At 48.0% G+C, this 26,347-nt stretch carries 24 protein-coding genes; 8 read left to right on the forward strand and 16 right to left on the reverse strand.

All coding sequences use genetic code 11. The features are described from left to right. Nucleotides 1–52: 52 nt before the first annotated feature. The 14 genes from AC3RV5_RS13825 to AC3RV5_RS13890 form a co-directional block, all read right to left on the reverse strand. The gene (locus AC3RV5_RS13825) at nt 53–901 is read right to left on the reverse strand and encodes an FAD-binding oxidoreductase (RefSeq protein ID WP_489728211.1); all 849 of its coding nucleotides are present in this window, start codon (nt 899–901) and stop codon (nt 53–55) included. Then, nucleotides 889–1,926: a 4Fe-4S dicluster domain-containing protein gene (locus AC3RV5_RS13830; RefSeq protein WP_489728212.1), complete on the reverse strand. Its 1,038-nt coding sequence runs from the start codon at nt 1,924–1,926 to the stop codon at nt 889–891. Before AC3RV5_RS13830 ends, AC3RV5_RS13825 begins: the two co-directional genes overlap by 13 nt. Next, the gene (gene fdhF, locus AC3RV5_RS13835; RefSeq protein ID WP_489728213.1) at nt 1,923–4,043 is read right to left on the reverse strand and encodes a formate dehydrogenase subunit alpha; all 2,121 of its coding nucleotides are present in this window, start codon (nt 4,041–4,043) and stop codon (nt 1,923–1,925) included. Before fdhF ends, AC3RV5_RS13830 begins: the two co-directional genes overlap by 4 nt. Nucleotides 4,044–4,118: 75 nt before the next feature. Beyond that, entirely contained in the window at nt 4,119–4,949 is an 831-nt protein-coding gene (locus AC3RV5_RS13840) for a formate/nitrite transporter family protein (RefSeq protein WP_489728214.1), read from the reverse strand. After that, nucleotides 4,949–5,212 (reverse strand): acyl carrier protein, encoded by a 264-nt coding sequence (locus AC3RV5_RS13845; RefSeq protein ID WP_489728215.1) that lies wholly within the window; start codon nt 5,210–5,212, stop codon nt 4,949–4,951. The genes AC3RV5_RS13840 and AC3RV5_RS13845 overlap by 1 nt, the downstream gene beginning before the upstream one ends. Further along, complete coding sequence (locus tag AC3RV5_RS13850) at nt 5,209–6,447, reverse strand: dihydrolipoamide acetyltransferase family protein (protein ID WP_489728216.1); 1,239 nt, start codon at nt 6,445–6,447, stop codon at nt 5,209–5,211. Before AC3RV5_RS13850 ends, AC3RV5_RS13845 begins: the two co-directional genes overlap by 4 nt. Next, nucleotides 6,444–7,451 carry an alpha-ketoacid dehydrogenase subunit beta gene (locus tag AC3RV5_RS13855; RefSeq protein WP_489728217.1) on the reverse strand — a complete coding sequence of 336 codons (1,008 nt, stop codon included), beginning with the start codon at nt 7,449–7,451 and terminating at the stop codon, nt 6,444–6,446. The genes AC3RV5_RS13850 and AC3RV5_RS13855 overlap by 4 nt, the downstream gene beginning before the upstream one ends. Next, nucleotides 7,448–8,440, reverse strand: coding sequence for a pyruvate dehydrogenase (acetyl-transferring) E1 component subunit alpha (gene pdhA / locus AC3RV5_RS13860; RefSeq protein WP_489728218.1), 993 nt, complete (start codon nt 8,438–8,440; stop codon nt 7,448–7,450). The genes AC3RV5_RS13855 and pdhA overlap by 4 nt, the downstream gene beginning before the upstream one ends. A gap of 26 nt (nt 8,441–8,466) precedes the next feature. Beyond that, nucleotides 8,467–10,188 carry an acetate--CoA ligase gene (gene acsA / locus AC3RV5_RS13865; protein ID WP_489728219.1) on the reverse strand — a complete coding sequence of 574 codons (1,722 nt, stop codon included), beginning with the start codon at nt 10,186–10,188 and terminating at the stop codon, nt 8,467–8,469. 117 nt (nt 10,189–10,305) lie between these two features. Then, on the reverse strand, nt 10,306–12,924 hold the full coding sequence (locus AC3RV5_RS13870; RefSeq protein WP_489728220.1) for a cation-translocating P-type ATPase: 2,619 nt from the start codon (nt 12,922–12,924) through the stop codon (nt 10,306–10,308). Nucleotide 12,925: 1 nt separating this feature from the next. After that, a complete protein-coding gene (locus tag AC3RV5_RS13875) occupies nt 12,926–13,510 on the reverse strand; it encodes a VIT1/CCC1 transporter family protein (RefSeq protein ID WP_489728221.1) in 585 nt (194 codons plus the stop codon). Between the two features lie 6 nt (nt 13,511–13,516). Then, on the reverse strand, nt 13,517–13,795 hold the full coding sequence (locus AC3RV5_RS13880) for a DUF211 domain-containing protein (protein ID WP_489728222.1): 279 nt from the start codon (nt 13,793–13,795) through the stop codon (nt 13,517–13,519). 524 nt (nt 13,796–14,319) lie between these two features. After that, a complete protein-coding gene (locus tag AC3RV5_RS13885) occupies nt 14,320–14,658 on the reverse strand; it encodes a PilZ domain-containing protein (protein WP_489728223.1) in 339 nt (112 codons plus the stop codon). A 342-nt stretch (nt 14,659–15,000) separates the two neighbouring features. Then, nucleotides 15,001–16,356, reverse strand: coding sequence for a dicarboxylate/amino acid:cation symporter (locus AC3RV5_RS13890; protein ID WP_489728224.1), 1,356 nt, complete (start codon nt 16,354–16,356; stop codon nt 15,001–15,003). Nucleotides 16,357–16,800: 444 nt separating this feature from the next. Here AC3RV5_RS13890 and AC3RV5_RS13895 point away from each other — a divergent pair, with 444 nt between their 5' ends. From AC3RV5_RS13895 to AC3RV5_RS13930, 8 genes are all read left to right on the forward strand, one after another. Then, nucleotides 16,801–17,040, forward strand: coding sequence for an NADPH-dependent FMN reductase family protein (locus tag AC3RV5_RS13895; RefSeq protein WP_489728225.1), 240 nt, complete (start codon nt 16,801–16,803; stop codon nt 17,038–17,040). After that, the gene (locus AC3RV5_RS13900; protein ID WP_489728226.1) at nt 17,037–17,363 is read left to right on the forward strand and encodes a hypothetical protein; all 327 of its coding nucleotides are present in this window, start codon (nt 17,037–17,039) and stop codon (nt 17,361–17,363) included. Before AC3RV5_RS13895 ends, AC3RV5_RS13900 begins: the two co-directional genes overlap by 4 nt. Nucleotides 17,364–17,653: 290 nt before the next feature. After that, on the forward strand, nt 17,654–18,973 hold the full coding sequence (locus AC3RV5_RS13905) for an amidohydrolase (RefSeq protein ID WP_489728227.1): 1,320 nt from the start codon (nt 17,654–17,656) through the stop codon (nt 18,971–18,973). Nucleotides 18,974–19,104: 131 nt separating this feature from the next. Beyond that, on the forward strand, nt 19,105–19,947 hold the full coding sequence (locus AC3RV5_RS13910; RefSeq protein WP_489728228.1) for a substrate-binding domain-containing protein: 843 nt from the start codon (nt 19,105–19,107) through the stop codon (nt 19,945–19,947). Further along, on the forward strand, nt 19,947–20,957 hold the full coding sequence (locus tag AC3RV5_RS13915; protein ID WP_489728229.1) for a Bug family tripartite tricarboxylate transporter substrate binding protein: 1,011 nt from the start codon (nt 19,947–19,949) through the stop codon (nt 20,955–20,957). The genes AC3RV5_RS13910 and AC3RV5_RS13915 overlap by 1 nt, the downstream gene beginning before the upstream one ends. Nucleotides 20,958–20,965: 8 nt before the next feature. After that, nucleotides 20,966–21,433: a tripartite tricarboxylate transporter TctB family protein gene (locus AC3RV5_RS13920; protein WP_489728230.1), complete on the forward strand. Its 468-nt coding sequence runs from the start codon at nt 20,966–20,968 to the stop codon at nt 21,431–21,433. A gap of 15 nt (nt 21,434–21,448) precedes the next feature. Continuing rightward, complete coding sequence (locus AC3RV5_RS13925; RefSeq protein ID WP_489728231.1) at nt 21,449–22,945, forward strand: tripartite tricarboxylate transporter permease; 1,497 nt, start codon at nt 21,449–21,451, stop codon at nt 22,943–22,945. Nucleotides 22,946–23,004: 59 nt separating this feature from the next. Continuing rightward, the gene (locus AC3RV5_RS13930; protein WP_489728232.1) at nt 23,005–23,691 is read left to right on the forward strand and encodes a sulfite exporter TauE/SafE family protein; all 687 of its coding nucleotides are present in this window, start codon (nt 23,005–23,007) and stop codon (nt 23,689–23,691) included. On the opposite strand, the gene tcuB is transcribed toward AC3RV5_RS13930, so the two are convergent. Both tcuB and tcuA read right to left on the reverse strand, forming a co-directional pair. Beyond that, complete coding sequence (gene tcuB, locus AC3RV5_RS13935) at nt 23,688–24,827, reverse strand: tricarballylate utilization 4Fe-4S protein TcuB (RefSeq protein WP_489728233.1); 1,140 nt, start codon at nt 24,825–24,827, stop codon at nt 23,688–23,690. The two genes, AC3RV5_RS13930 and tcuB, sit on opposite strands and share 4 nt — an antisense overlap. Next, nucleotides 24,812–26,203, reverse strand: coding sequence for an FAD-dependent tricarballylate dehydrogenase TcuA (gene tcuA, locus AC3RV5_RS13940; RefSeq protein WP_489728234.1), 1,392 nt, complete (start codon nt 26,201–26,203; stop codon nt 24,812–24,814). Before tcuA ends, tcuB begins: the two co-directional genes overlap by 16 nt. Between the last annotated feature and the right edge of the window lie 144 nt (nt 26,204–26,347).

A 26,347-nucleotide genomic window follows, 5' to 3' on the forward strand; every position in this document is an offset into this window, starting at 1 on the left:
CATCAACAACAGCGCGCATTCGCGATTTAAAGTCGGGCATCGAAATTGGTGCCTAACAGTAATGAAACAAGCCTTCGGAACGTTTAAAGACAGTGGTTTTATTTTCTAACTTGATAAACTCGTCATACCTATACGTTGGTCCCTGAACGCAAATTAAGTTGTTGGCAAGGTAACAGTGACCACACACACCCACACCACAAGACATTCTTTTCTCCAGTGACAACCAAATTTTATCAGTGCCTATAACGAGCCCCTGACAAGTTTTGGCTACCGATTCCATCATGGCTTGGGGTCCACAGGTCAACACGATTTCAGGCCGCCGAGCATGTTTTGCCAAAAACAGACTAATATGTTGTAACGGTGTGCCTAATGCGTCCGACCCGGCTCCATTGTTAAATGTTTCCAGCATTGGCAGTTGTGACTGCCAGCGGTGACGCTCTTGCTGCAATACCTGTGAGGCGTGATCAGCCGCACCATAAATGACAGTGGTTTCCCCCGCCTGCCCAAGCTGAATAAGTTGGTCTATGGCGGCCGCCAACGGCGCAAGACCACAACCTCCGGCAACAATAAGTACTTCCTTACCTACCATTTCATCCACCGGCCAGCCTTTACCCAGAGGCCCGATATAACCCAACACAGCCCCTGGCTGCAAAGCAAAAAGGGCTTCGGTAAGTTTGCCGACTTTGCGGATCAACGCGACAAAACGACCTTGATTATCCGGCAGTGAGGTATAAGTAAAAGGTGCCTGGCCCGCCCCCGGTACAGACAACATAAAGAATTGGCCTATCGCAACCGGGACCTTCTGGCTAATATCCGCAAGCTCAAAGGTAAAATGTTTAGCATCTTGCCCATCGTCGTAATGCGCAAGCATGTGAATAGGTTGAGGAGTCAGTTGTTGCATACTTGATCTATCCTTTTCATTACCGTGTGCACACCCACCGTCCCTGGGCAGCTCTGTTCACAGCGTCCGCATCCCACGCAACCGTAACGCGAAAATTCTGGTAAATATTCATCTGAAAATTTGTGAAACCAAAAACGTTCGGTTCGTTTTGCCGCCAAATGACTTGGATTGTGGCCACTGGCTTCCCGCTGAAATCCTTCAAATAAACATGAATCCCAGCACCTTAGAGTAGTGACCGCATCGCTATCTACCTCCTTTTGCTCATAAGTGCTGTAACAGGAACAGGTTGGGCACAAATTGGTGCAACCGGAGCAAGCCAAACAGCGCACACTTAATTCTTCCCACAGCTCTGCCGGAACAGCCACATCATTGATATGTTGGATACTGTTGTTGATATAGCTATGATCCGCGAATTGCTGCACGGCCTTAGCTTCCAGCCTGGTCCGTTCACTTAGGTGCTGCTCTTGGGCAAGGACCTTGGGCAAGCCCACAATACTGGCTTTTCCTCTGGCGGTGGCGGCGATAAGCAACCACGGTCTGTCTGGTAACTCAAGTTGGCTCAATATTAAATCTGCGGTCTGTTGTCGGACGTGAGGCCCAGCGTCCACCTGTGGGCAAAAACCCTGGTGGCAGGGCCCCTGGCAATCAATTCCCACGAGTAGCGTTTGCTCTCGTCTGGCCTGATAATGGGGATCATCCCTAAAAAAAGTGTCCTGATAAGCAATAGCGGTTAAATCACAGGCCTGCACGCCAAACAGCACCCTGGGTTTGCACAACGGGCGCCTTGGCGTAAAACTTTCCCCATCAAATTTAAATAACGCTTCATGGGGTGCAAATAAAAAGCCTTTTGGAGACATCAGGGGTAAATGATCCTGACCATACAATGGAGGGGTGTTCAGGGCGGCTACTTTTTGCCACTCATTTTCACCCTGGGCATCAGGCACAATTTGCAACAGCTCATAGTGTTTGGCCAAATGCTTTTGTAGGGCAGTCAGATCATTAAGTACATACTTATCGCCATTCATTGCTCGCTCTCCATCTGCCGGTTTGTTGTTTGTCTATGTAAACCAGGTACCCAAGGTCGGGGGCTCTGGTTGACTGGCAAACTCTGCACATTCACGGCACAGGCTTTAAGTTCCGGCATTTCGGTTAAGGGTTCCATGGCGTTATTTGTCAGTTGATTAGAGGGGGATTCTTTAAAGTGGTAGGGCATGCTCACTAAGCCCGGTGCGACTTGCTCACTAAAAATAACACGTGTTTCCACATACCCTCTTCTTGAGCTAACCCCCACTGCCTGATGATTTTGCAAACTCAGATCTCGGGCATCCTGTGGATGCATAAACAATATACCGTCCGGAGTTTCCCGTTCGAGTAAAGGGGATTGGCGCGTCATGGAGCCGCAACCATAATGAAAATGTAACCTGTGAGTGGTGAACCACAGAGGGTATTCGCTATCGGGCTGTTCCGCCGGCGAGAGCTGTTCAACCGCAATCAGCCGGCCTTTTCCAATGGGGAAAGTATCACGATGTAAATAATGGCTACCCAAAGGATGTGCAGCATTACATGGCCACTGCAAACCGCCATGTTTGGCCATTAGCTCATAAGACATGCCGCTAAAAGAATGCGATAGACTGGCCATTTCAGTAAACACTTGTTCGCTAGTTTGCCAATCCATAAGCGACCCCATGGCTAACTTATCGGCCAATCCGGCCAGAATTTGCCAATCCACTTTCGCGTCCCCCACAGGCGGAACAGCCCGGCGGATCAATTGCACCCGCCGTTCGCAGTTCGTAAAGGTGCCATCCTTTTCGGCAAAACTGGCAGCCGGTAGCACCACATCAGCCATCTTGGCAGTTTCGGTCATAGACAGCTCAACCACCACCAGCAAGTCCAGTGCATCTAATCCTTGTGCCACCTGATTCTGATCCGGGTCGGTCACCACTGGGTCTTCGCCAAAAACAAGTAACCCTTTAAAATTCCCCAGGCGCGCCTGATGACCCATGCCAAGAGATGTTAACCCGGGTATAGTGGCTACCTCCGTTCCCCACGCACGGCTGAATTTTAGTCTGACCTGTTCATCAGCCACACTTTGATAATCTGGATAAACATTGGGCAAGCAGCCCATGTCGCATGCACCTTGTACATTATTTTGGCCGCGCAAAGGATTAATACCGGTGCCGGGACGGCCTATTTGGCCACACACCAAAACCAGATTCGACAACGCTATCACGTTGTCGGTACCACATATAAATTGGGTAATGCCCATACCATAAGCCAGAAACGCAGCATTAGCCTGACTATAGTATTTGGCAGCCGCGACTAATTTGTCACCTGGGACACCCGTTACCTTGACCACTCGCGCTAAAGAGTAAGCTGCCACTTGTGCCTTAAGTGTTTGAAATTCCTCACAACGTAGAGCCAAGAAGTCCTCATTGTGCCAACCACGCTCAAAAATGATATTGAGCAGCCCATTGAGCAAGGCGATATTACTGCCAATATTGAGTTGCAGATGCACATCAGCCAGTTGCGACAAACGCGTTTGTCGGGGATCCACCACTATTAACTTGGCACCCTTGAGTTTGGCACCCATGATTTGGCCCCCGATGATGGCATGATTTTCTGTGGGGTCGGCACCAATTACCATAATCACATCGGCCTTGGCCACGTCATCAATGCTATTGGTCATAGCGCCTGAGCCCAAGGTTTGTTTTAGCCCAGCAACGGATGGGCTATGACAAATACGGGCACAGTGATCAATGTTATTGGTTTTGAGTACAGCACGGGCGAATTTTTGCGCCGCATAATTATCTTCGTTGGTGGCTCTGGCACTACTGATAACCCCTACGCGTTCAGGGCCGTCAGCGGTCAAATAACCCTGTAGTTTGTCAGCGATATAAGTGAATGCCTTATCCCAACTGACTGGTTGAAATTTACCCGCTACTTTTAATAAAGGATGGGTCAAGCGATGATGCCGCTCAATGGCAAATGCGCTACTCCAGCCTTTAGCGCACAGTTGCCCCTGACTGACAGGGTGATAACGAAGTGGTTGAACTGACACAACATTTTCATTCTCAACCGTTAAACCAATACCGCAACCTACACCGCAAAAAGGACAGATACTCTTAACTTGAGAGGGGCACATAACACGCCTAATAAGTTGTAAATAATACTAGTATTAAAGGATATTGTCCCTAAAGGGTGTTGATATACATCAAGTTCACGGCTTTTTATTTGCTGTGTTGTAACCATAAATCAGGTGATAGACCAGAGCCACCAAAACACTGCCACCAATAAGGTTACCTAAAATGACTGGCACGATATTGCCAAAAAAATCAGACCAGCTAATCATTTGAGAACCACCCACTAGTGAAGTGGATTGATCAAGCAACATGGCCATAGGGAAAAAATACATATTGGCCACACTATGTTCAAAGCCTGCCGCAACAAAAGCAGTGATGGGAAACACTATGGCCACCGCCTTATCCGTGATACTCCTGCCGGCAAAAGCCATCCATACCGCCAAACAAACCAGCACATTGCACAATATGCCTTTAAAAAGCGCCGCGCTGAAAGACAGCGAGCTTTTTGCCATTGCTATTTTCAGGTAAGTAACAGCCACCGCACCTTCATTCATTTCAGGGTGCCCCGATAAATAAACCAACACCGCCAGCCCCCCAGCCCCGACAAAATTTGCCAGACACACCACCAACCAATTCCTCATGACTTCTTTGAACGTGATCAGGCCATCAGCCCAGGCCATAACCAATAAATTATTGCCGGTGAATAACTCAGCCCCCGCAACAATGACCAACAACAACCCCAAACAAAACCCCAGCCCTCCGAGCAATTGCCCCATGGCAAACCCCAACGAAACATCAGACTTCACTAATACAAAACACATACCGCCGAGGCCAATAAAGGCTCCGGCCAATAACCCCAGCATGATTAATGGCAACATAGGTAGATGCGCTTTAACAACCCCAACTTGATCTACTCGCTGCGTAATTTGGCTCGGAGAAAAGGCATCAAAACCGAACATACCACTCATTAGCTTTCCCGGCTTATATTAGCTTTGTGGCGGGTGATATAAGTTGTCAAAGTCTGCAGACTATTCACTTGGTCGTAATCACTTTCCGGGATATTAACCCCCATATCTTTATCAATGCTGGTAAGCAGCCGCAGAAAATCCATTGAATCCAAATCCAGCTCATCCCGCATATCAGCGTTCGGATCCAGATTATCAATATCGGCCTCCGGCGCTATGTTCAGGATAAGGCGACACAGCTTGCTCTTGATGTCTTGTAAGTTCATTTTAGGGATCTCGGTTTTTGCAGTATACTATTGATTTTGTTTAGTAAACGCGCCCCAGAATGGCCATCACTGACCCGGTGATCCGCGGCTAAACTGATGGTCACGATATTAGCAATAGTGACTTGCTGATCAACCACCCAGGGCACGCTGCGCTGACGTCCGATAGCAAGGATGGCAACCTGAGGTGGGAAAATAATACTTTGCATGCTGTCCGTGCCCCTGTCCCCCAAGTTAGATACGGTGATGGTCGCGTCTTGCATTTCTGACATACGCAGGCCCCCTTCCCTGGCACGTATTACCTGATCAGTAAGTTTTATCATCATCTGCCGGGGATTAAGCTGTTGCGCATGGTGAATGGCTGCCACTACCAAACCACCATTATGCAAGCTGATGGCGTTACCTAAATGCACCGACTCCTGTGCTCGATAATGCCCTTGGTGATAGAAACCATTAAATGCCGGAAATGAGGGTAATGCCCGGGCGATGGCGCAATAGACCAGGGCATTAAGCAGTATGCGTTCATTCGCTGCTCGTCCTTTGTTATACTCACTTAGGTAAGCTAGGGCCTTATCTAGTTGTATACCCAGTTGCAGATAGTAGTGGGGGATTTCTCTTTTGGAGCGACTAACCACAGCCGCTATCGCCTCACGCATTTGTTGCGAGTTATGTTGCTCAGCGGTTTCAGTGACGACGACTGCGCTATTGTTCAGGGAGATAACATCCTCCAGTATCACCGCCCCTTGGGGGCCACTCCCCCCTTTTATTTGATGCCAGTCCAGTGAAAGTTCCGCAGCTTTTTTTCGTGCTGCGGGGGAAATGTTACGTCCGTAACCGCGGGTATTATCCACCGGGGTATTTTGTATCTCGGGCTCGGGGACAGGGTTTAGCTTGGTAGTGGTGTGCAAACTGTTGTCTGCATAATCCTGAATTTGTGGTCCATGATGGGGGCTCGATGTTTCAAGGGGGACAGTAGGCTCGTCAATCTGTGGCAAAGGCTCATTTAACAGCCGTAGCTCAGCAATAGGCTGACCTACTTTGATATCTTCCCCCAGAGGCACCAACAGCTTCTCGATAACACCATCATCAAAGACTTCCATGTCAATCAGCCCTTTCATGGTGTCTATGCTGGCCACGATATCACCTTTTTTCACCCTGTCTCCCGGCTTGACGAGCCACTGGGCCACTATGCCCGTAGCCATGTCCGCGCCAAATGACGGCATCGTCAACTGTTTCATATTGACCTGACCTGTTTGCCCAACAATGTAAGCACAGTATCCACTATTTGCTGAACTTGGGGAGTAGCCGCCTGCTCAAGATGCCGAGGGTAAGGGATCGGCACTTCCACACTGCATACTCGCTGCGGCGGCGCATCCAGCGACCAGAAACAATGCTCGGCAACTGAGGCACATATTTCAGCGGCTAGACTGCCGGTGCGCCAACCTTCATCCACCACCAGCAATCGTTTGGTTTTATCCACCGAGGCAAAAATAGCTTGACTATCCAGGGGGCGTAAACAGCGCAGGTCGAGCACTTCAGCGCTGATCCCCTGTTCTTCCAGTAAGGTCGCAGCCTGCAAAGTTTTGCCTAATGAGCCCCCATAGGTTATCAAGCTTATCTGCGTACCGGATGTGCGCACCACCGCTTTATGCATATCCGGGCAATCAACGGGTTCAGGCACGGCTGTCGTCTCGTTATAAAGCATGACATGTTCGAACAGCAACACTGGATCGGGGTCGGCTAAAGCCATGGCCAACATATACCGGGCATCGGCAACGGTGGCGGGGGCCAATACTTTAATACCCGGCACATGGGCATACCAGTTTTCTAGGCTATGGGAATGTTGAGCGGCTAATTGTTTGCCAGCGCCCGTAGCCATGCGGATCACCAACGGCACGCCGATTTGGCCACCGGACATATGTCTTAAGGTGGCGGCATTATTTACGATTTGATCAAGGGCCAACAGGCTGAAATTAACAGTCATGACTTCTACTATAGGCCGCATTCCCCCCATAGCTGCCCCAATGCCAGCGCCAACAAATCCGGATTCCGACAAAGGCGTATCAAGAATACGCTGGGGCCCAAATTCTGCGGATAAACCTTTGGATACGGCGTAACAACCACCGTAGTTACCCACATCCTCCCCCATCAGAAACACCCGCTTATCCTGGCGCATAGCTTCAGCGATTGCCTCATGGATGGCTTGTCGATAACTGAGCATATTATTGTCGGTTGAGATCACTGGGCATATACTCCCATGCTTAACTCTGACTCCGCCTCAAACGCCGATTTTTCAGCAAACTTCACGGCACTTGCAACCTCTTGTTGCACCTCATCTTCAAGTAACTGCAGTTCTGTTTGGGTGAGTTCATTGTTGGCTTGCAACCAGTGTTGTAACCTGACGATAGGGCCTTTATTTTGCCATTGCTGCACTTCCTCGGTGGTACGATAAAGTTGGCTGTCGAACATTGAATGCCCGCGAAAGCGGTAAGTGTTACATTCCAGCAGACGTGGCCCACCCCCGGCACGAATGGCCTGGCAATAAACAGTTGCCGCGGCTTCAACATCCGCCACATTCATGCCATCCACGGCCTTGGCTTGCATACCGTAACTTTGAGCTTTACTAAAAATATGCGGTTGTGATTCTGAAATCCCCAGAGCTGTGCCCATAGCGTAACCATTATTTTCACAGACAAATAGTAGCGGTAACTGCCACAGTTGTGCCAAGTTGAGACTCTCGTGGAACTCTCCTTCTGCCACCGCACCTTCCCCAAAAAAACACACAGTGACGGCCGCTTTGCCCTGCATCTTGTCTGCCAGCGCCAACCCCACAGCCAAAGGTAATGCCCCAGCGACTATGGCATTACCGCCATAGAAGCGTTTCTCGCTATCAAAGATATGCATGGAGCCACCTCGCCCACGGCTACTACCAGTCACTTTGCCGTATAGTTCAGCCATAACTTTGCCCATATCCAAGCCCCTGGCAAGGGCATGGCCGTGCTCCCGATAAGTCGCTAGCACGGCGTCTTGCGGCTGGAGTGCTTGCATGACCCCCACAGCCACCGCTTCTTCACCGATGTACAGATGTAGAAAACCCCGGATCTTTTCTTGGGTATAAAGCTCGGCACATTTTTCTTCGAACCGCCTGATACGCAGCATGTGTTTGAGTAACGCATGCAGGTGTGTTTTGTCCATATGAGGTTTGCGATTGTCATTCATCTGGATACTCATCACTTTCCAGGGTGGAAATATCACCCTCAGGTAAACCAAGTTCTCGGGCTTTTAACAAGCGTTCGCATAATTTTACCACTGCGGGTCTTAGGCAAATTAGCCTTGATAACGATATCTCTCGGAGCCAGTGCAGCGCCGAGGCGTTTTCGGGCATGGGCTAAAAGACTTTTGAGCAGCGCGTCATTTTGTGCATAATCAGGCTTGAGGGCTACAAAGGCTTTCACCACTTCGCCAGCCACGGGATCAGGTACTCCTATTACCGCCGCTTCCGCCACAGCCGGGTGTTCCATCAAAGCGCTTTCTACTTCGAAAGGGCCGATAAGATGCCCTGAAGATTTAATCAGATCCGAGTTTCTGCCAACAAACCAGTAGTATCCGTCTTTGTCGCGATAGGCCAAATCACCGGACAAATACCAGCCATCTTTAAAACAGTTGTGATAGCGTTCGGTGTCGTTCAGATAATCCCGAAACATGGAGGGCCAACCTGGTCTTAATGCCAACTCCCCCGTTTCATCGGCGCCCATCAATTGGATGACCTCTCCTTGGCTGTTGGTACTAACAATTCCGGCCTGAATACCCGGTAATGGCCTGCCCATTGAACCGGGTTTGACCTTTTCGTCAGCAAAATTAGCTAACATAATGCCGCCGGTTTCCGTCTGCCACCAGTTATCATGAAATGGTAGGCCCAGTACTTCCTGACTCCATATGACGGCCTCAGGGTTAAGGGGTTCGCCCACGCTGGCGATAAAACGCAGGGCACTTAAGTCATATTGATGACGTAACTCATCACCCGCTTTGATCAGCATGCGAATGGCTGTTGGGGCCGTATACCAAACATTGACGTGCTCATTTGCCAGGATGTGATACCAACGTTTTGGGTCAAATTCCCCCTGATCGACAATTATGGTAGCGCGATTACATAAGGGTGAAATGATCCCATAGGACATACCCGTCACCCATCCTGGATCCGCCGTACACCAATAAATATCGTTGGGGTGAATATCCAGGGCCAAATAGCCTGAATATTTATGATAAACCACAGCTTCATGCACATGCACTACCCCCTTAGGTTTACCTGTTGTACCGCTAGTGAAATGCAACAACGCGGTATCCTGAGCCGAGGTTTCACAAAGCTCATAATTTTCATTTTGTTGCATGAGAGCGCTGTCTACGTCAATACAATCGTCGGGGCAGTGCCCGTCACAATCATAGAGCAATACTTGGCGCAGGCAGTGCAGTTGCTCACGCCAAGGAGCGATTTTTTTACGATAAAGTCTGGCACTGGTCAATAAGGCTCGGGCTCCGCCTATTTCCATTCGCCAGCGGACGGGTTCTGGGCCAAATGCGCTAAACAAGGGGCTAAACACCACCCCAGCCTTTAACGCGCCCAGTACCGCGGTATAAAGTAAAGGAATGCGATCAGACAAGCTACACAGCAAATGCCCTTTGTCCAAATCCAAACTGTTTAGAAGGTTGGCGAACCTATTGCTTTGACCATTCAGGTCAGAATATGTATACGTTTGCCTTTGGCCATTTTTAGCCAACCAAATCAGGGCGAGTTGCTGACCCTGGCCTTCTTCGCAGTGGCGAACCACAGCTTCGTAGGCAATATTAATGCCCTTGCCATAACCCTTAATCTGCGCGGTGGCCTGTTGCCAATCAAAATTCTGATAATAATGTTGATAATCCTGCAGATTTGGCTGTCGATCGGCACTGCTTGGGGGTTTACTGATACTGGAGAATTTCATCACGCCTCCACTGTATTCTGTTTGGCCAAGTTGGTTAAAAAAGTGTAGTCAATGCCGCTATTTTGGGCTTGACCTGAATCAAGTTTGCACGGCAAATACCCACCTCGGTGAACCTAATTATTTGTCCTTGCATCGTTTATAGATAAGTCCCTGGCGTACCAGATATTTTTCAATTTCAACAGCACCCCAAACCAATGATGACACCAGAATACAGATCACCAAATCAAATAAAGGCAGAGGCTGGGTGTGAAATATATTATTCAGGGCCGGTACGTAGATCAGCCCCAGCTGCAAAATAATCGCTAACATTATTGCCCCCAGCAGTGGTAAATTACTCAACAACCCCATACTCAGCAAAGACGCTTTTTCGCTACGCACCGCCAGGGAGTGGAATAGTTGTGACATCACCAAAACGCTAAACACTGAGGTTTGCCAATACTCTGCATGTTTGGCGATCGTCCAGGCCATGACCCCTAACGATAGCCCCGCAACCCACAAGCCCACCCACAGAATATGTTGCCACATACCATGGGCAAAGATATTTTCATTGGGTGGACGTGGCGGCCGCTGCATGCTGTCAGGCTCAGCAGGCTCAGCAATAAAAGCCAGTCCCGGCAAACCGTCGGTAACCAGGTTTATCCACAAAATATGAATGGGCAGCAAAGGGATGGGTAAACCTAGAAATGGAGCCAATAATAAGGTCCATAGCTCACCTGAATTGGAACTCATGGTATATTTTATAAACTTGCGGATATTGTCAAAAATCCGCCGCCCAGCCTGCACCGAAACCACTATGGTGGCGAAATCATCATCCAGGAGCACCATGTCGGCGGCTTCACGTGCCACATCTGTGCCCTTTTGCCCCATTGCCACCCCAATATTCGCCTGTTTTAATGCCGGGGCGTCATTGATGCCATCTCCCGTCATGGCGACAAACTCACCGTTTTGTTGTAACGCCTTGACGATGCGTAATTTTTGCTCCGGCGACACCCTGGCATAGACAGTGAGTGCACCCACCTGTTGTGCCAATTCTGCATCGGTTAATTGTGCAAGTGCTTCGCCGCTCATAGGTTGGGTTTCTGATGTGGCGATACCCAAACGCCGGGCAATCTGCATTGCTGTGGCAGCATGGTCGCCGGTTATCATCACAGGGGTAATGCCCGCAGTTTGACAAGCTAAGACGGCTTGTTTTACTTCAGGACGCAAGGGGTCAATTAAGGCTACCAAACCTAGAAAAATCAGATCCTGTTCAATATTTTGTGCGCTGATATTGGCTGGTAATTCACTTAATTCACGGCTTGCTAGCGCCAAAATCCGGTATCCATCGTTCGCTAGCTCAACGGCCTTTCGTAAAATAATCTGTGGGTCAAAGCTTTTTGATTCCTCTAAATAAGCCGCACTACGGCAGCATGCCAAAATACTTTCCGGTGATCCTTTTACGTACGCTACCACCCCCTGTGCAACGGAATGCAATGTGGTCATGCGTTTGCGGCTACTGTCAAAGGCAATCGTTGCCACGCGTGGCTGATGTTTTTCCAGTTCAGCTTTGTTAAATCCGCTTTTTTGTGCCAACTCATACAAAGCCAGCTCTGTGGGCTCGCCGGCCGCTTTGCCGTCTATGACACTGATATCATTGTTTAGGGCAAGGGCATGCCCCAACGCCTGTTGCTCCTGAGGCACTAACTCGTCACGTTTATCAGCGCAATACACCCCCGCTGCCGACATTTCATTTTGGGTCAGGGTGCCGGTTTTATCGGCACAGATATAGGTTACCGAGCCCAGGGTTTCCACTGCGGGTAAGTTGCGCACCAGGGCACGTTGCCTCAAAAGCTTCCGCGCTCCCAGCGCAAGGGAAATAGTTACCACCGCAGGCAACGCTTCTGGAATGGCTGCCACCGCCAAACTGACAGCGGTTAACAACATAAATAATAGAGGCTGCCCCTGAACGAGTCCAGCAGCAAAAATCACCGCGCAAATAACTAACACCCCTAACACCAAATATCGCCCAAAGCGGACCAAGCGTAATTGTAGTGGGGTTTTCAATTCATTTTTTTCCGCCAGAAGCTGGGCGATCTGCCCCATTTGGCTATCAATTCCTGTGGCAATCACCACGCCTGTGCCACGCCCGTGAACAATTAAACTGCCCATAAAGGCCAAATTGGTACGCTCCCCTAATGCCAGTTGGGGTTGAGTTAAGGGTGCGGTTTGTTTAATGGCCGGGTGCGACTCCCCCGTCAGGCTAGACTCATCAACGTGTAAATCATCAACCTCAAGCAATCGTATATCCGCAGGGACTATGTTGCCCGTTTCCAACAAGACCACTTCCCCGGGTGTCAGCATATTCGAAGCCAAAGTCACCACTTGCCCATGACGAAATACCCTGGCCTGGGGGGCCGCCAATTTACCCAAAGCAGCTAAAGCTTGTTGTGCCCTGATTTCTTGAACGGCACCTAAAAGGGCGTTGAGTAATAAGATCACCAGGATGGCGATGGTATCGATGGCTTCACCAATCAAGCCGGAAATCAGCGCAGCCACTAACAATACAATAATCATAAAATCGGCAAACTGTTTAATAAACAGCCGCAACCAGGAAAGGCGAGTAGCCGTAGGAAGCTGATTCGGCCCATGCTGCGCCAGCCGGCGCTGGGCTTCAGCGGCGCTTAAACCTTGCATGGATGAACTGAGACGCTCAAGGGTTTGGTGTACATCGATACTATGCCAAATAATATTGGGCATATTAATCGGCAGCAAAAAAATAGATAAGGCTAATGGTTACCAGAGCCACCAATAACGTCTGAATACCGCTCACCCACCAGGCCCGCCCCGATATACCAGCCAGAAAAACCCCCAGTAAAAAGATGATCAGCAGGGCGACCACCATGGCCAGTAAAAGCGGAGAGATTGAGCATATATAACCGGCCTGGGCTAACCATAAGGGTGTCAAGATAAGTACCGAAATAAGCAGCGGCGCCAAGCCATTCACAACCGCCACCATGAAAGGAACCCACACTGCCGCATCGCCATGAGCACTATGTTGTAGATCACTGACCATAGCTTCCTCCAGTTTACTCAGGGCACGGCGGCGCTCTGCCTCTTCACTCACATAAGCACTGCTCATGCCACTCACCCCCAGAGCGATAGCCGCACCAAGACAAACCTTAATAACCACAGACAGTTCGGTAGGAGCACTGAGCATAAAACCAAGCATAAGCCCCAACATGGTCAAGGCACCATCAAATCCATTGACCACAAAATAGCGCCGCACGATGGCGTGGGTTTGGGTCAGTTGCAACAAAAGGGAAATGCGCTGAGCTAAGGGCATAACAAACTAAGTGGCATGATCACCCTCGCTTTCACTCTGGCTTTCTACCTCATCAATACTATGTATCGATGCGCCCATATCACTTATCCCCGCTTGAATAGCCGCAAAATCGATGGCGTTACCGCTTATCTCAATTTGCATGGTCTCGGTTTTTTCATCCACTTCAACCACAGTCAAACGCACATGATAATCAGGCCCCACTTTGGCGATAGCCAAACAAAACTCCAGGGCATTAGGTTGATGGGGTTTGAGTACATCCAGTACGATCCTTTTTATGGAGACCACAAGCTGACCTTAATTTGTAGAAATTAAATGGCTGCCGCCCAGTATACAAATGAGCAGCAACAGCAAATTGATCCAGAGCAATAAGCTTGGCTAAACGATAGTTCCGGTATTAGGCCATCTGTCTGGTCTTAGAAGATAAAAAAGCAGGCCGGTCTTTCACGACCAACCTCCTAGTTCCGTATTGGCTTTGTTAATGTATGATTTACAACAAATTGCTCCTAGGCACGTAATTGGAATGGTTTATGTTTGCTGGCCTAGAATGAAGAGTAAGCGTGCAAGAAATAGATGACACATTGCCGCTTTTTTTATTCGTTGTGGGGATTGATCACCGTTAACCGGCTAAAAAGAGCTGCTTCAAGATACCGTGTAGCGTAAAGCTCGTTTCACTGATTTTTATTAAAGATACAGTCTAGCTAATAAACATCTGCACAACGCCCATGAACCTGGCTAAATAATGGCTTATTTTGCCACTAAGCCTAGGTTCATTTATAAAGGGACTGTTTAAAAGCCGTGCCTTTGCTCCATTAACTTAACTGCACTTTGTTGCCATTTACCGCAGCGTTTTCCCTTTCGATCATCGTTCTAAATTCATCTTTATCATGGGCAAATAACACCCCTACGCCTTCTTTGTTGCGGTGCATAATTAGGCCTTTTTGCAGCAGATACCGATTTTTTTTATGTTTATCTAAAAAGTGCATTTCCACAAAGTCATTTGTCGTCAGATCGGTGGCAGATAGTTCTATAAATACCCCGTAAGGACTAATATCTCGTGTGGAAGTAAACCCTATATATTTGCCCCTATGCCGGACTTTGACATCTAGCGTTAGAGGAATACGACCACTGCTGCGATGATGGATAGACATTTCAACTTCTCCTGTGTTTAACTTTTTATAATCGTTTACGCGCCATTCTTAAATATAAGCAAAATAAACGAAACTTCACAAGTCAAAAAGGTAAATAAAACAACCTAAATGAATTGACTTTCTATTTTGTCAGGCAAGACTCAACTGAAAGCAATAATCTGCGGCGCAACGCTGTCACCGTGTGAATAGACCGCTTTTAATTAAGTGCTAGCTAATGTGTGTTTAACCGTGTGCATCACCTTTTGTTGAGGCGTAATCAAAGCCTATAACCGTCTTTTATAACCCGCCGCAAATGACGCCCCAGAGGCCTGCCATGAGCACAAGCAAAGTTTCAATGGGATCCTATTCCGACTGCAAAACAGGCAAAGGCTCGGCTTGACTAGTCAGCTTGTCCACTACTACTGACGCTGTTATATCACCCAATACATTAACTACGGTTCTGCACATGTCCAGAATTCTGTCTACGCCAAGCAGCAGCGCCATACCGCTTTGGGGGATACCTATGTTTTCCAGCATCATGGCGAGAATAACGATACTGGCGCCCGGTGCTGCGGGCGAGCCCATGCTGGCAAAAATGGTCATGGAGACAATTAACACCAAGGCACTGGTATCGAGCGGAACGTCAAATACGCCAGCCAGAAAAACGGTTGCCACCGACTGATATAAAGCGGTACCACTCATATTGATAGTCGCTCCAAGGGGTACCAAAAATCGTACAGTGGCCGAATTAACCTTGAGTTTTTCTTCCAAAGTCTTAATCGTAAGCGGCATCACAGCCGCTGAACTGGAGGTAGAAAATGCCAATAACAACACTTCCCGGCAATTCGTAACTACCTTACCTAAACCCATTTTTAGGTAAATACTGGCGATCAGCAAATACAACAGCGCAACGATTAATAGACCTAACAGAACGGTCAGTACGTAAACTAACATTCCGCTAAGTACCTCAACACCGACTGCCGACGTGAGTTTGGTCATTAAACCAAACACGGCCAGCGGAGCAATCCTCATCGCCCAGCCGACTATCGCCATACACACTTCTTGCAAGCTGCCTAATAAATCATATAAAGGTGAGGATTTTTTGGCGGGCAGGCTCATCAAGGCCACACCAAATACCAAAGCGAAAATTACTATTCGCAACATGTCACCTGATGAGAACGCGGCCAATGGATTATTGGGCAACAAACCCACTACTTGGCCGGGAATGTCTTTCATCGACGGCAGGGCGGATTGTGCATTACCAGCGGTGTTTTGGGCCACACTCGTTAGGCCTGTTCTAAGCTGGGTGCCATCCATAAAACTAGCGGGATCGATCCATTGGGCTACCACTATGCCAATAGCAGATGACGCCGCGGTTGCCAGCAAGAAAAATAATCCGCCATAAAGGCCAAGCAATTTGAGTTGATCCATACTGCTGGCGGCGGTTAAGCCCCGCACCACAGATGCCAATACCAAAGGCACCACGATCATTTGGATCAACGCTAAAAATAAGTGACCGGGAAAGGCTAACCAACTTGACACCAATAGCGACGTTTCGGCTGATACCCAGCCGAGATTCGGCCCCAATATCACCCCCATCCCGACCCCCAACAGCATGGCAAGAATGACTTGCAGCCACAGTTTATTTTCGACCAGCTTATGCAACTGATCGGAAAGCTTGCCCAAAGACGTCAGGTTGATATCAGTCAACGTTGCCAATTTTTAATACTCGTATCGAAATATGTTGCGAGTGTAAACGTCCGGCTATCAAACAAGCTGACATATATCAACTAACTGCAATTCTGCGCAAACCCCAGCGACTAAATAGCAACACACAAGGGCGCAACTCCCCTGCATAGAATACAACTGGGCTTTATAACCCAAACAAAACGCCCATCCTGTTTCTACTTTACCGGGATCAATACTAGATTTAGGCCAACTGCTTAACTATTCAGCACGTGCTGTCGTCACCTGTGCCATGCCACACATCCGGCATAAGACACTACAGGTATAGAAACAATATTAAACAGGGGCACTACTATGTCGAAGCTTTCAAAACAATCTCATTCAGCTGCCAAATTACGCTAAAGCCCATTTTTGTAATTATTCCGGCGAACTCAGCCAAAAGTTGACTGATTTTGTCCTTTATCCAAGCGTCAGATTATGAACATTCTTGTGGTGTATTATTCGTTAACAAGACACACAGAAGGTGTAGCGAAAGGCATAGCCGAGTTACATAGGTCTGATATTCAAAAGATAGAAGACGTACACAGGCGTAACAATGTATTGGGCTATTTGCGCTCGGGTTTTGAGGTACTGCTGGGGCTTAAAGGGAAAATCCGCCAACCGATAAGCAACCCCGCAGACTATGATCTGGTGTATTGGGCACCCCGGTATGGATGATGCGTTTGCCCTCCCCTATGCGAACCTATATTGCTGATCACCAGCGGCTATTTCCCAACATAGCGTTTTTTAGCGCCCAAGGGGCCTCTGGGGGTAAGGGGGTCTTTACAATCATGGCCAAACTAATCGGAAAAACGCCGCTGGCAACTATGGAAATCACCGAAGCAGAGCTTGCCAGCGGTGAAGACAGGGCCAAAATAGCATTCTTTGTGCAAGCCACTCAACAGCCTGTTGCCCCCCGGTCTAAACCCAACCTTTCCAGCGCTTTGACAAGTCTATTTTTGGCGATAACCAAGCAGCACCCCCCATATCGAAGGGTGTGAACCTTGCACCGATGCCCGTTTGGGCAGCGGATCGTTGACAATATTTGTTACTCAAGCGCCCACAACATGAAATGCCCTGACCAAATCCTATGGGCAATAATTGTCTGTAATTTCTTACCTGCTTAAGTTTATGTACAACATAAAATCAACCATTTCATTGATAAACAACAAACACAGGTAACATTGCAACTGGGCCTATGAGCAACGAATTTTAAGAATAAGTCCAAAATGCCAAGCAATCGTTTGTCTCATTTGTTATAAAATTACGATGACCAAACACAGGAACAGCGATGAAATTTACAACCTTATTATCAATAGTCTCAGTATTGCCTCTTTTAGGTAGCCCAGGCGCAAGTGCACAGGGCATTAGTCAACAAGTTGAATCGACTATGCCTGAGTTAATGGCTTTATATAAAGATTTACATGCCCACCCTGAACTAAGCGGCTTTGAAGTCAAAACGGCCGCAAAATTGGCTAAAAAAGCCCGGAAACTGGGTTTTACCGTCACCGAAAATGTCGGTGGAACAGGCGTGGTTGCGGTATTAGAAAATGGTGGTGGGCCGGTCGTGATGATCCGTGCCGACATGGATGGTCTGCCGGTGGAAGAGCAAACTGGATTGGCTTTTGCGTCTAAAGAGCGAGCCGTAACCGAAGACGGTATTGAGTCAGGCGTAATGCATGCCTGTGGTCATGATACCCATATGAGTGGCTGGGTGGGTATCGCAACAGCCTTAAGTGCCATGAAAAGCCAATGGTCGGGCACGCTCGTTATGATCCTGCAACCTGCCGAAGAACGGGGCAAGGGGGCCAGAGACATGCTAAACGATGGATTGTTCAGCCGTTTTCCCAAACCTGACTATGCACTGGCATTTCACGATTCAGCAGGTCTTCCCGCCGGTACCATTGGTTATACACCCGGTTTTGCGCTGGCCAATGTAGACAGTGTCGATGTCATAATTAAGGGCCAGGGTGGCCATGGTGCCTATCCTCATACAACCATAGATCCCATAGTGCTGGGCAGTCGAATAGTCGGGGCATTACAAACGTTAGTGAGCCGCGAGCTGGACCCACAAGACTCCGCCGTGGTAACGGTAGGCAGTTTTCATGCTGGCGCTAAACATAACATTATTTCAGACCGGGCTACACTGCTACTAACCGTGCGCAGTTATTCAGACCAGACACGCCAGGCGCTATTAGACGGGATCACGCGCATCGCCAAAGGTGAGGCCATTGCCGCCGGCTTGCCAGATAATTTAATGCCTCAAGTGATTATCAAAGATGAATATACCCCTGCCACTTATAACAGCCCGCAGTTTAGTCAACAAATGGCAGCGTTATTTAGTCAACAATTTGGAGAACAAAGGGTACAGCAAACCCCAGCGGTTATGGGTGGCGAAGACTTCGGTCGTTTTTACCGCGCAGATAAAAGTATAAAAAGCCTCATCTTTTGGGTGGGCGGAGTGCCGCAAGTCGTGTGGGACAAGGCGAAAAAAGATCAAGCTAAACTACCATCATTGCACAGTGCCCTGTGGGCTCCGGATGCACAAAAGGTCATAAGTACCGCGACACAAGCACTAACGTTGGCCGCCATGCACATCATGCAAAAATAGCTTCAGGTCTGCCGATAAAAGGGATATAGGTAAACGGTCCTTAATTTTCGCTATATAAAATGGGTGAAAGGAGTATGAAAGGAAGTGTTGTTATTGTTAACTAACCGTTAACAAACAAGCAGCTTTTGCCAATGTCGCCTATTTGTCTATTTCCCCGTTCTTTACGTTATTTTGTATTGTTACTCTCGTCAGTTATTGGTTTTACGGCGCATTGCGCAGATCAACAAACAGCTGGAGAGGCTTCTCACGTAAAGGTGATAACCTCAGGTGGATTCGCTGCGGCTTTTGCCCTACTGGCGCCTAAATTTGAACAAGAGTTTGGTGTTTTAATCACCACCTCTTATGGTTCATCCGCTGGCGGTGCAGCTGACTCCATTCCGGTACGGTTGGCTAAAGGCGAAACATTTGATCTGATCATATTGTCACGCTATTCATTAGATAACATGACTGAACAAGGCTTTGTGATCCCAGATAGCCGCACAGATTTAGTTCACTCAGATATTGGCATGGCGGTCAAACTCGGCTCGCCAATACCGGATATTAGTACCCCCGCAGCCTTTATTGATACCTTGTTAAATGCCAAGTCTATAGGTTATTCGGCGAGTGCTAGTGGCACCTATTTATCCACTAAACTGTGGCCACAAATGGGCATTTGGCAGCAAATACAGGAAAAGAGCCAACGCATTGTTAGCGAACGTGTAGCAACCGTCGTGGCACGTGGTGAGGTCGAAATCGGTTTTCAACAAACTAGCGAAATTTTGCCTATTGCCGGAACAGTCTATGTAGGCCCTATTCCTGGTTCTTTGCAAAAAATCACCACCTTTTCCGCAGGAATCTTACGCCACGCCTCTAACGCTGAGCATGCCAAACAACTTGTGGCTTATCTGGCTTCTAAAGAAGCCGCACCGATTATCGCCACCACAGGTTTACTGCCCGTGGTACTTGAACCTCCTACACCTGTGAGCAAAAAATAATGCGCTACCTATCTAACCTTTATATTAAACATGCACTTGTCAGCATAAGTTTAGTGTCATTAAGTGCGTTATTACCTTTTCCAGCCTTGGCCGAGGATGACACATTTCCCGATCAACCCATCACTATGGTGGTGGGTTTTGGTGTAGGGGGAGGGACAGATCAAATGGCCAGAGCCGTGTCGAAATATTTCGCGGACGAATTGGGACAACCTGTGCAGGTAGTCAATAAAAAAGGGGCGGGTACTTTGCTTGCTGCTAATTATGTACTTGCCAGACCCCACGATGGTTACACCATTTTTGCCTCAGGATTTAATCCTTACCTGACTAATACCGTGCTGGAAGGCAATGCAGATTACACCATGGATGATTTTGCCTACCTGAATTTTCAATGGTTCGACGAAGATCTGATTGCGGTTTATAAAGACAGTAAATATCAGAGCTTGCCAGAACTACTGGAAGAAATAAAAGCGCATCCTAAAACCGTAAAAGCTTCAGTAGTGCGAGGGTCAGGTGGGCATCTAATGGCCAAATTGTTACTCGAGCTTTACGGTATTCCCGCAGAAAACCTTAATTTAGTGACCTATAACAGCGGTGGAAAGGCGCGGGCGGCGGTTGCCGGTGGGGTCGTGGATTTCATTGTGATCAGTGCCAAGGGTTCAGAAAGCATTCGTGAGTATGTTCGTCCACTGGCTATTATCAGCGATGAAGATGAACTGGATTGGAACGCACCGGCGATCAATAAAGCGTTAGCGCCCTTGGGCCTTGAGGCGCCTGTGTTACAAGGTACAATACGCGGCTTTGCCACCAGTGCCGAGTTCAAACGGAATTACCCACAGCGTTTTGCCTTTCTGACTGCAGCGATGAAACGCACCTTGAAAAATCCAGAGCTACAGGCGTTACTCAAACGCTCAAGTATTTCAGGACGATGGACGGGCCCTGAACAGTCCGAACGAATCATGAAATTTAATTTTGAAGCCTCTAAACAATATTCATATTTGTTGCAACTGTGAGAGCCAATATGAATCAAATAGCCTTAAAATTCACCCGCCACCAACAAGCTGATTTAGTGGTTCTGCTCGCCTTATCTGGCCTAGTGGTCTGGTATTTGTTTGATGCATACAGCGCATCCAGTCACATTGCCAATTTAATCTTGATTTTGCCCGTCTCTATCTTGGTACTAGTACTATGTTTGGTTGAATTTATTAGCCAACTACGGGGCTTGCATGAGCCTCCGCCTGATCTTGATCCTATTGCCAGCATGTTGCCAGTCATCGTCTTGTTTATATTATTTGTCCTGTCTCTGGAGTGGTTGGGGTTTGATGTGGGCACCTTTGCGTTTATCTGTGCTTTTTTGTGGCTGCATGGAGAGCGACGCATAAGGTGGATACTGGGTTACAGCATCAGTTTTGCCTTACTTATGTCGTTGTTTTTCTCGGCAATGCTTCCCTACCCTATGCCTATGCTGATCTTACCAACTGCCTACTAACAGGAGAAATGCACAATGAATATGAATGATGTTATTGCCGGTTTTGGGCTGCTTTTTTCCGACTTGTCTGTTTGGTTAATCGTCATACCCGGCATTTTGATCGGATTGATTTTTGGTGCCATACCCGGTTTGCAAATATCCATGGCAATGGCTATTTTTCTGCCATTGACGCTGTACATGGATTTTATGCAGGCTATGTTATTTTTAACCGGTATTTTTACCGGTGGTGGCTTTGGTGGCAGCATACCTGCCATCCTGATGAATATCCCAGGTACGTCGTCTTCCATAGCTACCACCTTTGATGGTTATCCAATGTCGGTACGAGGGGAGCATAATACTGCTCTGGGTATAGGTCTTGGGGCATCCTGCATAGGCGTTATAATAGGCTACGGCTTGTTGTTTTTTCTGATTGGCCCTATTTCTGAAATGGTGCTGAAATTGGGTCCCGCTGAAATGGCGGCAGTGATTTTATGGGGCATTACCTTGATCGCCAGCTTAAGCGGCGCCAATCTGAACAAAGGGATCATTTCGGGCTTAGTGGGTCTATTGATCGGCACAGTGGGTTACAGCGAAGTAGGCGTTGCCAGAGGCACCATGGGCAGCGTGTATTTACTTGATGGCATACCCGCCATACCGGCCATGATGGGTATGTTTGCCGCATCAGAATTGTTTAAATTGGTCAACACCCACTATTTGGTGGAAGATAAAGCACTGCGTAAAGTCAGTGTAAGAAAGATATTTTCCGGTTTTCTGCATGCGTTTCACTATCCAGTGGCTCTCATTCGCGGTAGTTTAATTGGTGTTTTTGTCGGTGCAGTGCCAGGTGTAGGCTCATCGGTCGCCAGTTTAATATCCTATATTCAAGCCAAACGTAAAGCCAAAAACCCCGGATCCTTTGGTAAAGGAAATCCAGCAGGCATTGTGGCAGCAGAGGCGGCCAACAGTACGTCCGAAGCGGGATCAATGGCCACCCTACTCGCCCTTGGTATTCCTGGAGGCGGCGCAACTGCGGTTATGTTGGCTGCTTTTGCTATGCACAACATAACCGGTGGTCCGCAGTTTATTCGGGAACAAACTGATGTGGTGTATGCCATTATTTTTGCCAACTTTGGTCAGGCGTTTTTGTTGATAATATTAGGGCTTATGTTTATCCCACTGCTGGCGAATATCGTTAAAGTGCCAATGAATTATCTGGTTCCCTCAGTGCTCGCCGTTGCCGTATTTGGTGCCTTCGGACTCACGGGTGATTTAACCGGCCCCGTTACTGTTATGGTATTTTCGTTGATTGGCTGGTTATTCAAACGATTCGACTATTCGGTACCGGCAGCGGTTATTGGTATTTTACTCGGTGGGATGGCGGAAGAGTCTCTAATTTTCAGTTACCAAATAAGCGGTGGCTTATGGAGTTATCTGCTAGAGCGTCCCGTGACTATTTTCATTCTGGTAATGTTAGTTGTATCACTGTTTGGTGGTAAATTAGTGTCCATGCTCACCCGTAAAGTTAAACAATAGTGGCGCTGCTAACCGAGCTTTCCCTGTGGATTTGGTTGATTATTATTGTTGGTGCTTTTGTGACCGGAGTGCTCCACGGTGCCACAGGGATGTTAGGCGGTATAGTCATGACGGCAGTACTGTCACAGCTGATTGGCATTAAACAGGCCATCCCCGTGATGACCTGTGCATTGGTGTTTAGTCATGCCAGCCGGGTGTTGATTTACTGGCAAAATGTTGACCGAAAAATTGCAACTCGGGTACTACTGTTCGGTGGCCCCACCTTAATTTTAGGCGCCTATCTGTTTAGTATTTTAAATCCGAAAATCATTGCTATTGTGTTTGTGTGTTTTCTTATCTTGTCGTTTCCAATGAAATATTATGCTCGACGACATAACATCAAAACCGGGCCTAAATTATTGGCGTCCGCCAGTATGATTTGGGGCATGCTGGCGGGTAACGTAATCGGGCCAGGCTTTTTTTTGGCGCCATTTCTATTAGGCACGGGCATGAACCGCCTGACTTTTGTGGGTACCCTAGCCACCATTACCTTGGCGATGAACAGTATCAAGCTGGTGGTATTTGGTTCAACCGATCTGCTCAGCGCAGAGCTGTTAGCCTTAGGTATCATAGTTGGGCTTTGCACTATCCCAGGGAATTGGGTAGGCAAAGCGATTTTGCAAAAACTGTCTGATGATCACCACCGCTATATAGTGGATGGTTTTACCCTTCTGGTTATTGTTAACTTTCTGTATTTGGCCGTTTAAGACGATTTTTGCTCAAGTGCAAAGCGTATCAGTGCCGCATAACGATAGATTGCATGCACAAATTTGCTATAAGGTAATACCACAAAGAAGCCAAACACAAATCCAAGATGAATGGCTAGCAGCCACCCCATGGCTGTGGTTTCTCTGAAGGCCAATAATAATAATCCGGTCAGGCTAATAAGAAACAACAGGGCTAAAAAACCGTAATCCATACCATACTGCCTGACCAACATGGCCTCAGTGTCACTCTTGAGTTTTAACCATAACAAACCAGCCGGGCCTATGAGCAAGCCAATTCCGCCTAGAGTACCGAACATGACCGGCAGACTAAAAAAGGGAAAAGGTGACATGATCCCCAATAAATATTCGTACACGGTGGCGGTAGAGGTGGCAGCAAAACACAGCACAAACCCCCACGCCATAAAATGATGATATATTCTGCGCTGATTTGAAAATGAAGCATCTTCGGTATTACACCCCTGGCCATGCCCTCCACCTAAGTATTTAAGAGTGGCCGCATTTTTGGTGGCTCTGTAGAGCGCAACGGGATTAAACAACGCAGTGAAGCCCACCATGCTTTGCCGCCAAAAATTGATAAACCCCATTAATAAGGCAAGCGCAGAAAACCCACTAGTGGTTGCGGCTACACCGACCATGACATCATGGCTGATCACCCGATAAAATGCCCCTGCACCTGTGTGTTGACCCTGTAATACACTGCTGTCTTGTAGGGTAAAACTGAGTAACATCACCAACGCCAAAGCGCAGCACACCACCAGGGAAACCACCAAACCATTATTGGCAAATAACTTGCCCAAAGGCCGGGGCCAGGCATATTTTTCATAAGTTTCAGTGCGCAGTGCCGCCAGTGCTTGCGGCACATTCATAGCAAATTCGTGGGGGGGGGCGTACTGACAAGCGTGATAACAAGCAGTACAGTTGTGGCATAAATTGGCCAGATAATCTAAATCTTCTTCAGCAAATTGCCGTCTTTGCTCCATGGCCTGGAACACAGCACAAAACCCTTCACAATAGCGACAGGCATTGCAGATATTCATGACCCGGCGGGCTTCCTGTACCGCGGGCGAGCCGGTAAGTGCGTCTATTTCGACAATATCGATTATTTCAACTGACATGCTGCCTCCTGTCCGGCGATACGTCCAAATACGCCGCCAATTGCCATACCGGTGCCGGCACAATAGCCTTGACCTAAAATGTTACCTGCCATAATTTCTCCTGCTGCGTACATATTTTTACTGGGTTGTCCGGTTTGCATCATGATCTGCGCCTTATCATTTACGGCAACACCAAGATAAGTAAAGGTGATCCCGGGGCGTAACGGGTAGGCATAAAATGGGGGGGTGTTAATAGGTAGAGCCCAATGGGATTTGGCCGGTGTGAGTCCCAGCGTACAGCTATCATCTAAAGCATTGGTATCGTAGGTGCCACTTTGTACCGCTTGATTATACTCATCGACCGTGTACTGCAATTTGCGGGGATCTAAGCCAATTTTTTCCGCCAATTCGCTAATGGTGTTGGCTTTAATGGACGGGAATACCGATGGCATAAACTGCTCACTGACCTTGTCATCGATGATAGCATAAGCAATCTGATCCGGTTGTCCTGCCACTAAACGCCCCCAAATGGCATAACGCTTTGGCCAGAAATCTTCACCTTCATCATAAAAACGTTGTGCTAGTTTATTCACCACGATACTGAAACTGACACAATCCACGCGGGTGACAATACCGCCATCGAACTTGGGAGATCGAGCATCAATAGCCACCGCATGACATTGAGATGGTTCGCCCACAGTTTGTACCTTATTTTGCATCAGGCTTTTTAATACCGTTCCACGATTAAAAGGTGTGCCACGAATAATGAAGTTTTCCGCTGCATCGCCCCAGGCTTCTTTCAACCAGGGTAAGTTAGCCTGAAAACCACCCGAGGAAACGATTAACTGTTCGGCTTTAACGTCATAGCTAAAACCGCGATTAATCACGGTTGCGGAGGTAAATAGCCCCTCCTCGATCGTTAATCCTACCACTTCTGAATAGTAGGCAATTTTAACGCCCAATTTTTCTGCGCTGAGATAGAGGGCATTAACCAATGCCTTTCCCCCGCCCAGAAAAAAAGCATTGGTTCGTCCCAAACTTAAAGTACCGCTAAGTGAAGGTTGAAAATGTACACCGTGCTCGACCAACCAGGGCAGGAGCTCGGCGCTTTTGTCGATCATCAAGTCAGCCAGCGGTTTATTGGTGTGGCCTTGGGTAACGCGCCATAAGTCTTGGCGATACTCCTTGGCACTGTAACTACCGGATAACGTGCTGATCGGCCCCTCATGCATGGCGCGGAAATTTCGCGTGTGGCGCGTATTGCCCCCACGCATTTGTGGTGGCGCATGCTCTAAAAGTAGAACTTCAGCTCCCGCCTTTCGCGCTGTGATCGCGGCGCACAGACCAGCGTTTCCTCCGCCAACCACTAGAATTTCAACTTGGCTTGGTAATGACATACTCACTCATTCGGTTAGTTTAATTAACACCTAAATAACAAGCTTGAATTTAGATGTTAGAATGTAGATACTAATTTTATTGATATTAGGGCAGAATACCAGTAACACTTATTAACCAATTTGATTAGTAAAACTTACATATAG

This window comes from Paraglaciecola sp. IT1134 (genome assembly GCF_058068185.1).